Source organism: Gemmatimonadaceae bacterium (genome assembly GCA_020852815.1).
Classification (GTDB): Bacteria; Gemmatimonadota; Gemmatimonadetes; order Gemmatimonadales; family Gemmatimonadaceae; genus SCN-70-22.
In genome coordinates this window covers 23,287-37,011 of sequence record JADZAN010000013.1, presented here as the reverse complement: position 1 = coordinate 37,011, position 13,725 = coordinate 23,287, and the positions used below count along the sequence as shown (strand labels likewise).

The following is a 13,725-nucleotide window of genomic DNA, read 5'->3' as shown; positions in this document are numbered from 1 at the left end:
GACATATGATGCGATGGATGGTGGGCGGCGCGCTTCTCGTGTGCGCCTGCTCCAAGCCAAACGATGCCAAGCAGGGCATGGCGGCGAGTGACTCGCTCCCGCCGGGTCACGTGCCAATCGACCAGCCGGCCAGCGCCGGTCCCAAGCTGACCGCAGCAGGACAGGCCTACGTCGACTCGGGCAACACCGCCTTCCGCGTGAAGGACTTCAAGGGGGCGCTGGCGTACTACAGGAAGGCGACGGAGTCCGATCCGACGCATGCGGCGCCGTGGTTCGGCGCGTACATGGTGGGACAGGCGACCTCTGACAAGGGGCTCGCCGACAGCGCACTCGCCGAGGTCAAGAAGCGTGCGCCACAAATGGACGCGCACCCGGGCGGTACGCCAGGAATGCCCAACCCGGCGGGAGCGCCACCAGCCGGCGAGCCATCGCCATACTCGCCACACGGCGGCACGGTGGCCCCAACCAGGAAGTCGTGAGTGCGCGAGCCGGCGCGTCCGTGAGCGGGACGCGCCGGTTCGTCTTTCATGAGCGCGTGCGCACGCCGTCGCATCATGCAGAACGCCCGACGGTCGCGGGGTGAAAGTCTGACTGACGGTCGGTGTGGGCTCGCCGAACATAGGGATACGACGTTCCGTACGCTTCACCGCCGTCCGGCAGGAGGTCCCATGCTCAGGGTACGCGAGATCATGACGCCCAGCGTCGTCTCCTTCAGCGCAGACCAGACGCTGCGCGATGCCGTGGAGGTCCTCGTCTCCTGCCGAATCGGTGGTGCGCCGGTCCTCGACGGTGGCAAGGTCGTCGGCGTCCTCTCGGCCACCGACATCATCGAGTTTGAGTCGGTCACGCCGCCACCCGACCAGGAGCTCGATGTGGAGCCCGACGATGAGGCGGACGAGGAAGAACTCGAAGAGTGGCAGGAGGGCGAGACGCTGTCCTCGTCCTACTTCACCGATTGGTGGCCGTCGGAAGGCCCGGACGTTGCCGAGCGCTTTGCCTCGTCGAAGGGACCCGCGTGGGATCTGTTGGCCGACCATTCCGTGGCCGAGGCCATGTCGCGCACGGTGTGTACCGTCGAAAGTGCGATGGAAGTCTCCAACGCGGCGCAACGCATGCTCGCGTCGGGCGCGCAGCGCGCGCTCGTGACGGAGGACGGGGCACTGGTGGGAATCCTCACCACGACCGACATCCTGCGCGCAGTTGCCGAGCGGCGCCTCACGGTGCGGCAGTACGTCTTCGAGAAGTAGCGCGTCGTCGCAATGCGACACGGCACGAGAACGGGCGACCTGTTGCGGTCGCCCGTTCGTGTATCGCTCGATGAGCGCCTGCGTGACTAAGGCTTTGCGACGACTTTCCGCTTCACCCACCAGCTCCCCTTCTGCTGTGGCGCTGACTGATCGCTGTGGTCGGTGGTGAACGTCCCGTCGATGCGGTCGCCGCTGATCGTGCCGCGAAAGACCGTGCGGAGCGTGCACCCGCAGTCGGGCGACTTGTACGGGTCCAGCGTCCCCGAGATCGTACTGGTGGCCACGCGCACGAACGAGATGGGGAGGACCTGTGGTGCCGTGGGGATTCCCGGGACCGCGCTGCGCGGATCGCTCGTCGAAGGGACAACGGCGCGCGGGACCATCACGACGTCGCCGAATGCTGTGTCGGTCCCCGCCTTGAGCGAAAACGAGATGTTGCCGCTGCGCCCGGTCTCGACGCTGTGGTATTCTCCCTCCCATTCGCCGGCGATCACGGCCACCTCCGAGCGCGTCCCGACCACATGGACGGGGGAGGGTGTGGCGGTGCAGGCGGTGAGCAGCGTCGCGACACCGAACACCGCGGCGATCGCGAAGCCTCCCCTTCCGGTGTGCGTGCGAAGCATGGGTTGCATGGGTCCTCCTGAACGGAACACCGACAGCATGTCAACGCGCGCAGGCGTCACGCATCGGGTGCTTCCCTCGCGAGCTGTCGGGCAATGAGGCGGGACGAGACATCGCGCGTGGCAATGTGGCGCGCGGCGATCCTCCCCGTTGGCGCGCTGGCGGGGATGCTATTCGGCGGCGTTGCCCACTGGAAGGGTGGCGACGAGATCGCGCGCTTCACGTGGCTCCTCGCGCTCGGCATCACCGGAGCACCGGTGCTGGTCCGCACGCTGGTTGCCGTGTCGAAGGGAAACTTCGCCACCGACGTCATTGCCGCGCTGGCCATCGGCGCATCGTTGGCGTTGCAGCAACCGCTCGCCGGGCTCGTCGTGGTCCTCATGCAGACGGGCGGCGAGGCGCTGGAGCGATACGCCGAGGGGCGAGCGTCGGCCGCGGTGCGTGCGCTGGAAGACGCCGCGCCGCGCACGGCGCACCTCCTCACCGAAGGTCATGAGCACGACATCCCGGTGGAGTCGATCGCGGTGGACGATCGACTGGTGGTGAGGCCGGGCGAGGTGGTGCCGTGCGACGGCGAGGTGGTGGAGGGACATTCGGAGCTCGATACCTCGCGACTCACCGGTGAACCCGTTCCGCGTCGGGTGGCGCCCGGTGCCGCTGTGCTGAGCGGGATGCTGAACGGGAGCGGGGCTCTCGTGATGCGAGCCACGGCGCGCTCCGGCGAGAGCCAGTATGCCCGCATTGTCGAGTTGGTCAAGTCAGCCGAGTCCTCCAAATCTCCGTTGCAGCGACTCGCGGACCGCTACGCCGGCTGGTTCACCCCGGTCACGCTCCTGGTCTGCGCGCTGGCCTGGTGGTTGAGCGGCGATGCCACGCGGGCACTCGCTGTGCTGGTCGTGGCCACGCCGTGTCCGCTCATCCTCGCCACCCCCGTGGCGATCATCGGCGGGATCAATCGCGCGGCGACGCGACACATCATTGTCCGCAGCGGGAGCGCGCTGGAGCGGCTGTCCGATGCGCAGGTCGCCATCTTCGACAAGACGGGGACGATCACCGAGGGGCGTCCGCGCGTGAGTCGCGTGCTGACGCTCGACGGCATCCCCCAGCGCGAGCTGTTGCGGCTGGCGGGCGCGGTGGAGCAGCGCGCCGGCCACCTGCTGGCACGCTCCACCACCGAGGCGGCGCGCGACGCGGTGGGCGTGCTCCCCCTCCCCGCGAACATTCGCGAGGCGCCGGGGCAGGGCGTCGCCGGCAACGTGGAAGGGCACACCGTCGTGGTCGGTGCCCGCGCGTACGTCCTGCAACAACTCGGCGCCGATCCCGCCGCTGCCACACCGCTCGATGACGACGGCGTATCGCTGCGGGCCTTCGTTGCGGTGGATGGCGTGCTGCGCGGCGCCATCGACTACGACGACCGCATTCGCGCGTCGGCCAGCGGGCTCCTGCGCGCGCTCCCGGCACTCGGCGTGCGCCGCACGTTGCTGCTGTCGGGTGACAACCGACGAAATGCGGAAGCGGTCGCCGCGACGGTCGGGATCTCCGAGGCGGTCGGCGACCTGCTGCCGGGCGACAAGGTGGATCGCGTCGCCGCACTCTCCCGCGAGGTGGGACACGTGATGATGGTGGGCGACGGCACCAACGACGCCCCGGCGCTGTCGCGCGCCGACGTCGGGATTGCCCTCGCCGGTCACGGGGGAGGGATCACTGCCGAGGCGGCCGACGTCGTGATCCTCATCGACGACCTCTCGCGCGTGGGCGAGGCGATGCGCATTGCGCAGGGGACGCTGCGGATCGCCAGGCAGAGCATTGGCGTCGGCCTCGGACTGAGCGCGGCCGGCATGGTCGTCGCGGCCCTCGGCTACCTCCCCCCGGTGGCTGGTGCACTCGTGCAGGAGGCCATCGACGTGGCGGTGATCCTCAACGCGCTGCGCGCCAGCCGCGTCGCCTACGAGGAGTGATGCCGCGTGATGTCTGCGCCGAGCACGTCAGCGCCGTTCATGTCAGAGCCGTGTCAGAACCGCGTCGCAGGGGCGGGGGAACGCGTATGGTAGGGCACGCGCTTCGCCCCATCGTTGGCACGACCGCCCCCGCGACATAAGCTCCGCGCATGCCGTCTCGCCTGTCCCGCGCCGTCCCGACGCGCGTCACCCTCCTCGTCGTCCTGTTGATGGCGACGGTGCTGGTGTCGGCGCGCCTGGCGTACGAGGCGCACCAGGCGGCGCGCGCCGAGCGCATGACGGCCGAGCGCGCCCTGCGCGAGTACGCGGCCATGGCGGCGTGGGAGTTCCGGAGCGATGCCCGCCAGCGCCTGGAGGGCGAAGTGCTCCGCGCGTTAGGCATGGTAGTGGTGGGAACGGCCGCCTCGCCGTACGAGCCGCCGCTCGCGCTTTCCACGCTCGCCGCCAGTGCCGAGGGGGCCTTTCCGTGCATGGCCGGCGACAGCGCCCCACCGCGCGCCTTGGCGCGCCTGGATCTGCGCAGCGGGGAACGCGCCATCTGGCCGGAAGGAGTGCCTGACGAGGTACAGGCGGCGCTGTTCGGGGTGCTCGCGCGCGCGGGGCGCACGCTCCCGGTGCCGGAGGCGCCGTGGCGGTTGGACATGGCGACGATTGCCGGAAGGCGGAGCGCCGTGGTGATGGGGGTGCGCTTTGCACGGCTCGGGACGCCAATCGCCGTCTACGCGCTCACGGCCTGTCCCTCGGCGGTGGAGCGACGCATCCCCGACGCGGTGATGCGCGAGCATCGACTGCTTCCCGCCGTGACGCCGCTTCCCGTGCCAAACGATTCGCTGCTGGCGGTGCGCGTGCGCCGCGGCGCGCAGGAGGTGTTGCGGCTGGGGCGTGACGATGGGACGGTGTATCGCGGGAGCGCCGAGTGGAGCGATGCCGCGCTCACGATCGATGTGTCGCTGCGACGCGATGCGGCGGGGCGGCTCGCCGTGGGGACGCCGGAGCGGTCCAACGTTCCGTTGCTGGTGGGACTGCTCGCCCTCACGGCGGCGCTGGGGGCGGTGGCGCTGGTGCAGATCCGGCGCGAGCACGAGCTGGCGCGCCTGCGCGCCGACTTCACCTCGAGCGTGTCGCACGAGCTGCGCACGCCGCTGGCCCAGATCCTCCTGTTTGGCGAGACGCTGTCGCTGGAGCGGGCGCGCACCCCGCGCGAGGCGCGGCAGGCAGCCGAGACCATCGTGCAGGAGGCGCGCCGTCTCATGCACATGGTGGAAAACATCCTGCACTTCTCGCGCTCGTCGCGCGGCGCCGCGCCGTTGCAGCTGGAGCCGGTCGACCTGGGGACCGTGGCGCGCGAGGTGGCCACGGCGTTCGTCCCGCTCGCCGAATCGTCGGGGGGGGCGCTGACGTGGGAGCTGCGCGATGCGCCGTGCGTGCGCGGCGATGTCGGAGCCATTCGCCAGGTGCTGCTCAACCTGCTGGACAACGCGGTGAAGTACGGCGTCCCGTCGCGCGGCGTGCACCTGGCGGTGTGGCGCGCCGGCGACGAGGGCGTGGTGCGCGTGGACGACGCCGGTGCCGGGATCCCGGCCAGCGACCGCTCGCGCATCTGGCTCCCCTACGTGCGCCTGACGAGTGCGGGCGACAGTGGGCGCGGGGGGAGCGGGCTCGGGCTCGCCGTGGTGCAGGAGCTGGCCGTCGCGATGCACGCCCGTGTTTGGGTCGAGGAGGGCCCGCGCGGGGGCGCCGCCTTCTGCCTGGCGCTGCCGCTGGCGGCCGAGGCGACCGCCGGTGCACCAGCGTCGCGCCCGGGACGGGTGGCCTGATGGCGACCATTCTCGTGGTGGAAGACAACGAGCGCCTGGCAACCGGGCTGCGCAGCAACCTGGAGTTCGAGGGGTATCGCGTGGTGGTGGCGGGGACGGCGCAGGAGGGGTTGGCGCAGGCGCGCGATGCGCGTCCGGACCTCATCCTGCTCGATCTCATGCTCCCCGACGCCGACGGCTACCGAGTGCTGCGCGACCTGCGCGAGCGCGGCGACGACGTCCCCGTCCTGGTCCTCACGGCGTTAGGCGAGGAGGCCGACAAGGTGCGCGGCTTCCGGTTCGGCGCCGACGACTATGTCACCAAGCCGTTCGGGTTGATGGAGCTGCTGGCGCGCGTCGACGCGCTCCTGCGGCGCGCCCGTCGTGAAGGGCGCGAGGGGCGCGAGGCGGGAGCGGGCACTGCGTCGCCCGCGGCCGCCGCGTCGACCGCGTCGCTGCAGCGCTTTGGTGACGTGGTAGTCGATGCATCGACGCGCACCGTGCGCCGCGACGGACGCGAGGTGGCGCTGCGCCCCAAGGAGTTCGAGCTCCTGTGTGCGCTGCTGGAGCGCAATGGCGAGTTGGCCACGCGCCTCGACCTGTTGCGCGAGGTGTGGGGGTACGACGACTCGGTGATGAGCCGGACCGTCGACACGCACATCGCGGAGCTGAGGCGAAAGCTGGAGCGCGATCCGTCGTCGCCGCGGCACATTCTGACGGTGCTGAAGGTGGGGTATCGACTGCAACGTTAGAAGACGAGAAGACGAGAAGACGAGAGGACGAGAGGCCTGTCCCAGCGAGGGCTGGGAACGAGACAGGGCTCGGACGGGGGGCGGACGGGGGGCGGACACTTGTCAGGGGGGGCTCGCTCCATTCTGGGGGGCGCGCGTGGCGGTTGGGCTGCGCGCCGTTCCCCAGGATGGAGGGCACATGGCGGGCTACATCAAGTCGATCGCGCAGTTGCACGTGGAGGCGGGGCGGGGGGTGCTGCGGCGGACGCTGGGGCCGGTGCACCTGACGGCGTTAGGCGTGGGCTCCATCATCGGCACCGGCATCTTCGTCCTCACCGGGACCGCGGCGGCGCGGCATGCGGGGCCGGCGCTCGTCCTCTCCATGATCATCGCCGCCGTGGCCTGTGCGCTGGCGGGGCTCTGCTACGCGGAGCTGGCGGCGATGATTCCGGTGGCCGGGAGTGCGTACACCTACGCCTACGCCACCGTGGGCGAGGTGATGGCGTGGATCATCGGGTGGGACCTGATGCTCGAGTACGCCCTCTCCGCGTCGACGGTCGCGGTGGGGTGGTCCGGCTACTTCGTCTCGCTGATGCGCGACCTGGGGTGGCACCTCTCGCCGGCGCTCACCGCGCCACTCGGCGCCGCGGTCCCGCTGGCAGGAGGTGCGACCGCGACCGGGGTCTTCAACCTGCCGGCGGCGCTCATCGTCCTCGCCGTCTCGGCGCTCCTCGTGGTGGGGATCAAGGAGAGCGCCAGCGCCAACGCGGCGCTGGTCATCGTGAAGATTGCCGTCCTCATCGTGTTTGTCGCGGCGGGGGCGGCCTATGTTTCGCGCGACAACCTCACCCCCTTCCTCCCGCCCAACAGCGGCACGTTCGGCGAGTTTGGCTGGAGCGGGGTGATGCGCGGGGCGGGGGTGATCTTCTTCGCCTTCATCGGCTTCGACGCCGTGTCCACGGCGGCGCAGGAGGCCCGCCAGCCGCAACGCGACATGCCCATCGGGATCCTCGCCTCGCTCGTCATCTGCACCATCCTCTACATCGCCGTGGCCATCGTGCTGACGGGGATCGTGCGCTTCGACCGGCTCGACGTGGCCGACCCGCTGGCGGTGGGGATCGACGCCACCGGGATGCGCTGGCTCAGCCCCTTCATCAAGGTGAGCGCCCTGTTCGGGCTCTTCAGCACCATGATGGTCCAGCTCATCGGGCAGACGCGGATCTTCTACGCCATGAGCCGCGACGGGCTCCTCCCGCCGCTCTTCTCGCGAGTGCACCCGACGTTCCGCACGCCGCACGTGAGCACGGCGCTGGTGGGGGGCGCCATTGCCATTGCCGCCGGGCTCCTCCCGTTGCAGCTGCTGGGGCAGCTGGTGAGCATGGGGACGCAGCTGGCCTTCGTCCTCGCGTGCATCGGGATCCTCGTCCTGCGCCGCCGCGCGCCGGAAGTCCCGCGCCCGTTCCGGACGCCGGGAATGCCGTGGGTCCCGATCGCCGGCGCCCTCGCCTGCTTCGTTCAGATGGTGTCGCTCCCGTGGGCCACCTGGATCCGCCTCTTCACCTGGCTGGCGCTGGGGATGGTCGTGTACTGGGCCTACGGGCGCCGCCAGGCGCAACGGCAGCGCGCGGCGATGGCCGGCGCCGCCCCGGCGCGGTACGCCGACCCAGGCCGCACGGGCGACGCACCGCCCCCGCACGGCTGAGCGGCCCGTCGGGTTTGCCTTGCCCCCGAGCGCCGGCGCGAGTTCTCCCGCCGAGGTCGGCGGCGAGGCGCCCCGGGCGCCAAATGAGGACTGTTTCGTGCGGCTTTACCCGACACAAACCCTCCGACTCCCTCACGGGGCGTGGGTTGAGGGAGGACAGACGCCTTCCCGGCCGACTCGCACTATCGAGGTAAGTCGAGCGGCGACCGCAGGGTGCGGCCCCCTCGGCGATGCGGTGGAGGTCCCCTCATATGTCAACCGCACTTGCAACGCCCCAGGTTGGGGTCGATGTCGTGACGGGCGATCACAACCTGCTGGGGCCCATTGTCGTTGCTACTGACGGTACCGCGTCGGCGGCCGCGGCGCTCAAGCTGACTGCGGCGCTCGTCGAGCGTACCGGCGCCAATGTCATCGTACTCTCCGTGCTCGAGCCGCTCCCCCTCGTGGCGGCCGACTACGGCTTGTTGCTCCCGCCGGTCGAGACCGACGATGCGCGTCGCAACGCGCTGCGGCAACGCGTGAGCGACCAGGTCACCGAACTCGCCGGATCGCACCCTACGTGGACGCTGCAGGTCAAGGATGGCGATCCGGCGGCGCTCATCGCGCGGACGGCGCGCGAAGCCGGGGCTCGAATGATCGTGGCGGGGATCGGGCATCACGACCTGCTCGACCGCATGTTTGGCGGCGAGACGGCGCTGCACGCGTTGCGCCTGTCGCGCGTTCCGGTCTTCGCGGTAGCGCCCAAGTTCACCGCGCTCCCGCAGCGCCTGGCCATCGCGATCGACTTCAGCGAACCGTCGATCGTCGCGGCGCAGGCAGCCATTCGCCTGCTTCCCACGGCGACGCTGGTCTACCTGGTGCACGTCGCCCCGCGCCTCGAGCTGCAACCCGAGGCATACGCGGCCTGGATGTCGGACTACAGCGAAGGGGTCGAACCGGCGTTTGCCCGCGTGCGGGGGCGCCTCGAGATCCCCAGCGGCATGACGGTGGAGACCATCACGCTCACCGGCAAGCCGAGCAAGGCACTGCTCGACTTTGCCAAGTCCGCCCACGTCGACACCATCGTGACGGGGAGTCGCGGCGCGGGGCTGGTGGACCGCATCCTGGTCGGGAGCACCGCCACCGGCCTCATTCGCGGTGCGCACTGCTCGGTGTTCGCTGTCCCTACGCCAACAGGGGCGGTTTCCCGACAGCTACCACAGGGGGATCCAGACGAGATTCCCCAGCACGAATGGGCGGCGTGTCTCGAGGCCTTCACTCGCCGCAACGCCGGGCGCGTGACGACACTCGAAGTCGATGACCCCGAATTCGGGGCGCAGGCGCAACAGCACGACTATCCGTTCCTCGGTGCGGCGTACGATCACCACGACCGCCGCATCGAACTGATGCTGGGTGACATGGAGAACTCCACCCGGCACCTCACGCGTGGCATCGGCGACGTCAAGCACCTGGACCTGCTCAAGGATGCCGCCGGACGTGACTGGGTTCTCCGAATTGCGCATGGCTCAGGACAAACCATCCTGACGCTCGCTCGCTGAGGGGGCGCGCGGGTCCGGGGGAGGGGCAACCCAAACCCGGCATGTGCATGCGGCGCCGTTCCGGTTCTCCGGACGGCGCCGCATGCAGTTTGTGGGCAGTTTGTGGGTCACGCGCGTGCGACGGCGGCCGCCTGACGCCCTAACGCGCGAGCAGCACGATGGTCGCGACGCCGACGATGAGCAGCACCAGCAGCCCCGCCGCCGCTCGCGGACGAAAGCGCGATCCGCCCAGCGCCAGCGCCACCACCAGCTTGAGCGCCGCGTTGGCGCTCACCCCCACCGCGATGGCCTGCGCCGCCAGCGGGACCATCCCGTCGGCACGCCCCATCTTGTTCATCGACAGCGTGAGCGCATCCATGTCGGTGAGTCCGAGGAGCGCCGCCGAAAGCAGGACCCCGGGCGAGCCAAAGGAGCCGCGCACGAACTCGATCGCCATCAGCGCCGCCTGGAATGCGACCGACATCCGGATCGCCGACCAGAGGCGCAGCGGGTTGCGCTCGACCTCCGCTCCCTTGTCGTCACCGGTGACCCGGCCGCTGCGCACGAGGAGGGCACCGGTGGCCAGCGCTCCCGCCAGAAACGGGGGGGCAAGGTACGGCACCAGGGCGAGCGCGACCGACGGCGTGAGTACGAACGACAGGACCAGCACCCGCGGGAGGAGGATGGTGCTGGCCGCGGTGGTGCCCACGGCGAGCGCTGCGCTGAGCTCCGGGCGCAGCTTGCTCAGGCGGGAGAGCTGGAGCGTGACGGCGGTCGACGAGATCAGGCCGCCTAACGCCCCGGTGACGCCGTAGCCGCGCGACGCGCCCACCACACGGCGGGCGATGAAGCCGGCGAAGTTGATCCCCGAGAAGATCAGGACGACGATCCACAGCTCGCGCGGGTTGATCCCGCCCAGCGGACCGTACGATTGGTTGGGGAGGACCGGGAGGACGATGAGGGCGAGCACGGCGAACTGGACCGCGGCCCGGAACTCGGTGGAGTCGAGGCGCGCCACGGCGCCGTGGATTGCCGCCTTCTCGGAGAGCGCAAGGACGAGCAGCGCCCCCGCGCCGCCGGCCACACCAACTTCCCCCCACCCGGCCAGCACGCCTAACGCCAACACGAGGAGTGCCGCCATCTCGGTGGTGCCGTCGATGGCCTCGCGCCCGCCAGCGCGCGCCGCCTGCCAGTAGGCGAGCCCCACCAGGAGCGCCGCCCCCGCCACGAGCGCCACCGCCATTGCCGACGAGCCCACCGTCAGGAGCCACCCCGCCGTTCCGCCGAGCGCCCCCATCAGGAAGAAGGTGCGCACCCCCGCGAATCGCGGATGGGCCCCGCCCGCGCCGTGCCCGGACCACTCGCGCTCGATGCCCACCGCCAGCCCCACCAGGGCAGCGATGATGAGGCGGATCACCAGCGTGCTCGTCATGCGCTCACGCTAGCGGGGGGGTGAAAGCGGGGCAATCGCGCCACGATCGCGTCGCGCGCCGCACGTCACCGCATACGGCGGCATGCAAGGGCATGCGACTGCGCGCCACCGCACGCGCTGCACAACCGGGCCCCTCGCTAGGCGGCGCTCACGCTCCCGAACCGGTGGCTGCGCAGGTCGACCACGGCGCCGTTGGCGTCGAAGTCGAAGCGCAGGATCGCCTGCGGCGCGCCGGCGGCAAAGAGCACCGAGCGCAGCGCGTCGCGCAGGAGCGGGTGATGCAACGGCTCGTTGAGGAAGACGGCGGTGAGCCCCTGCACACTGGCGTGCAGGAGGACGCGCTGCAGCGCAGCGCCGGCCTTGAGCCAGGCATCGGGGGAGTCTTCGCTCGCGCCAAGGACGGCGAGCACCGGGGCCTCGAGCGCGCTCCCGCGCGCCGCCGCGGCGCGCCCGGAACTCCACTCGTTCGACGGCTGCACGTTGGCACCGAGCGCCCCCAGCAGTTCACCCAGCGATGCGCCGCCGCCCATCGCGAACTGCGCCCCGCCGCCGACGCTGCCGCCGCCGCTGGCGCCAAGGCGCGCGGTGAGCAGGCGGCGCGCACCACGCTCGGCGTCGGCAATGGCGGCGGCCTCCGACTCGAGGTCGCCGACGATCTGACGCCGCGCGTCGTCGGACACGACGTCCAGCCACCCCCCTTCGCTGCGCGCGGCGTGACGCAGCACCGCGATCAGGGCGGGGGAAACACCGCCGCCAATGCGGGTGCCGGCTGCCTGCGGGGCGCTGGAGAGGACGGAGTACAGCGCTTCTTCCTCGCGGCGCGGGGAGAGTGCCTGGCCCAGCGAGAGACGCGCGACGACGGAGTGCTCCTGCCCGTAGGGCCACGGTTCGACGACGAGTTCCGCGCGATGGTGGTGGGCGGCGATCCTGAGGTTCTCCAGGACCGCGCCGCACGCCATGACGACTTCCCGGTTGGCGCGATCGCCGAGTGCTTCCTCGCGCGTGCGGTCCAGGCGCAGGAGGAGGCGGTCCTTGCCGTCGCGCACCACCGACCACGGAAGATCCCGCCAGACGGTCAGCGGCCGTCCGGCAAAGGGGAGGATCGCGGAAATCGGGTCGCCAGAGGCGATCACCTCACCCGAGGCGGCATGAGGGGTTGGCGCATCGATCATGGTCCGTCTCCGAGGGAGCGCGTGAGGGTCGTCAAGGCTCGCGAAGACATTTTCGGTACAACGGGGGGGGTGGTCTGTCAGGGGGTGGCGAACGGTGACGGCCAATCCCCCTGATCCGAGGCGGTGAAACCCCCGACCCGGTAGACGAGGTAGGGCAAAACCTGACATTATGTGGGATGTTACAGCGGGGTTTATCCGACAAGCCCCCGACAAAGCCTGACTTTCACATGCCCCATACTCTCGAACAGAGATGCATGTCAGGTGCCCAACCGATGGCAGCAGCATCGGTTGTGTTGTTTCGGGTGTGGTCTTCTGCGTCGATTGCCGTGACGCGCCGGGGTGCGCGCATCTCGTGGCAGGGGGACCGAGCAGGAGCAAGCGCGGCACGGCCGCCGGGAGAGATTACGGAACCGCAACTGTCGTCCGCCACGACTCAACCGGGGAGCGTTCCGAGCGTCCGTGCGCCGGTGGTGCACACTGCGAGCGGGACGAAGATCCCGTCGTGGGTCGGATCGCTGCTGCAGGTCCCGCTGGCTGCAAAGCTGGTGGGGGCCAACGCCATCATGCTGATCGTCGCGCTCTCCGCGGTGGCGATCATCCGGCGTGGTGGCGCGGGCGACGTTCCGATCATGGTCCTCTTTGGGGGGACGCTCATCGGGAGCGCGATCGTCAACCTCATCCTGATCTTCTTCGCGCTGCGCCCGCTGGCCGACCTGGAGTCGACGGCGCAACGCGTCTGGCGCGGTGACCTCACGGCGCGCGTCCCGCGTTCGATCCTGGCCGACGTCAACCTGCAGCGCGTCGGTGGAGCGCTCAACGTCCTGCTCGATGGAGTTGCCGCCGACCGGGGGCGGCTTCGCGAGTTGACGGCGCGCGTCATCCGCGCCGGTGACGACGAGCGGTCGCACATTGCCCGCGAGCTGCACGACTCGACCGCGCAGTCGCTCGCCGCGCTGCTGATGGAACTGAGCGTCGTGATCCGCGAGAACGACGATCCGCGGGACGGCGAACGCCTGGAGCGCATTCGGCGTATTGCCAGCGACGTGCTGGATGAGGTGCGCATGCTCTCCCAGACGGTGCATCCGCGGGTCCTGGACGACCTGGGGCTGGGGGCCGCACTGCAGCATCTCGCGCGCGAGTCCGAGGCGCGCGGCTCGATTCGCATCGAGGTGGTCGTGGAGGACACGGCCCACCAGATCGGACAGGCGGTCAGCTCCGTGCTGTACCGCGTGGCGCAGGAGGCGCTCAACAACGCGCTGCGCCACGCCAATGCCACGTGTGTCCTGATGCGCGCCGGCGTGGAGGGGCGCATCGCGCGGTTGGAGGTGAGCGACGACGGCGTGGGCTTCAGTCCCGAGGATGCCGATCGCCGGCGTCCGGGGATGGGGCTCTTCACCATGCGGGAGCGCATGGCGTTGGTCGATGGGGCACTCGGGATCGACAGTGCGCCAGGGCGGGGGACGCGGGTCATCGCCAGCGTCCCGTTATTGGCGCCGGCCCGTGCGGCGGCGTCGAGCGAGACGACGGCAACCTAACGTTATTGTCGAGG

At 70.5% G+C, this 13,725-nt stretch carries 11 protein-coding genes; 8 read left to right on the top strand and 3 right to left on the bottom strand.

Going from position 1 to position 13,725, the window contains the following annotated elements:
- The first annotated feature begins 5 nt into the window (after positions 1-5).
- Both IT359_07290 and IT359_07285 read left to right on the top strand, forming a co-directional pair.
- Positions 6-479: a hypothetical protein gene (locus tag IT359_07290; protein ID MCC6928779.1), complete on the top strand. Its 474-nt coding sequence runs from the start codon at positions 6-8 to the stop codon at positions 477-479.
- A gap of 189 nt (positions 480-668) precedes the next feature.
- Positions 669-1,247: a CBS domain-containing protein gene (locus IT359_07285; protein ID MCC6928778.1), complete on the top strand. Its 579-nt coding sequence runs from the start codon at positions 669-671 to the stop codon at positions 1,245-1,247.
- Between the two features lie 86 nt (positions 1,248-1,333).
- On the opposite strand, the gene IT359_07280 is transcribed toward IT359_07285, so the two are convergent.
- Positions 1,334-1,879, bottom strand: coding sequence for a hypothetical protein (locus tag IT359_07280; GenBank protein MCC6928777.1), 546 nt, complete (start codon positions 1,877-1,879; stop codon positions 1,334-1,336).
- Between the two features lie 108 nt (positions 1,880-1,987).
- On the opposite strand from IT359_07280, the gene IT359_07275 reads away from it, so the two are divergent.
- From IT359_07275 to IT359_07255, 5 genes are all read left to right on the top strand, one after another.
- Complete coding sequence (locus IT359_07275) at positions 1,988-3,826, top strand: heavy metal translocating P-type ATPase (protein MCC6928776.1); 1,839 nt, start codon at positions 1,988-1,990, stop codon at positions 3,824-3,826.
- Positions 3,827-3,975: 149 nt separating this feature from the next.
- Positions 3,976-5,643, top strand: a complete 1,668-nt coding sequence (locus IT359_07270) for a HAMP domain-containing histidine kinase (GenBank protein ID MCC6928775.1) — start codon at positions 3,976-3,978, stop codon at positions 5,641-5,643.
- Positions 5,643-6,374: a response regulator transcription factor gene (locus IT359_07265; protein MCC6928774.1), complete on the top strand. Its 732-nt coding sequence runs from the start codon at positions 5,643-5,645 to the stop codon at positions 6,372-6,374. Before IT359_07270 ends, IT359_07265 begins: the two co-directional genes overlap by 1 nt.
- Positions 6,375-6,552: 178 nt before the next feature.
- Complete coding sequence (locus IT359_07260) at positions 6,553-8,055, top strand: amino acid permease (protein ID MCC6928773.1); 1,503 nt, start codon at positions 6,553-6,555, stop codon at positions 8,053-8,055.
- Between the two features lie 251 nt (positions 8,056-8,306).
- Positions 8,307-9,593, top strand: coding sequence for a universal stress protein (locus IT359_07255; protein ID MCC6928772.1), 1,287 nt, complete (start codon positions 8,307-8,309; stop codon positions 9,591-9,593).
- A gap of 139 nt (positions 9,594-9,732) precedes the next feature.
- Here the strand turns inward: IT359_07255 and IT359_07250 are convergent, their stop codons facing one another.
- On the bottom strand, positions 9,733-11,004 hold the full coding sequence (locus IT359_07250; protein MCC6928771.1) for a DUF4010 domain-containing protein: 1,272 nt from the start codon (positions 11,002-11,004) through the stop codon (positions 9,733-9,735).
- A 137-nt stretch (positions 11,005-11,141) separates the two neighbouring features.
- Entirely contained in the window at positions 11,142-12,176 is a 1,035-nt protein-coding gene (locus IT359_07245; GenBank protein ID MCC6928770.1) for a hypothetical protein, read from the bottom strand.
- Positions 12,177-12,643: 467 nt separating this feature from the next.
- Between IT359_07245 and IT359_07240 the strand changes: the two genes are divergently transcribed.
- Positions 12,644-13,711: a sensor histidine kinase gene (locus tag IT359_07240; protein MCC6928769.1), complete on the top strand. Its 1,068-nt coding sequence runs from the start codon at positions 12,644-12,646 to the stop codon at positions 13,709-13,711.
- Positions 13,712-13,725: the final 14 nt, after the last annotated feature.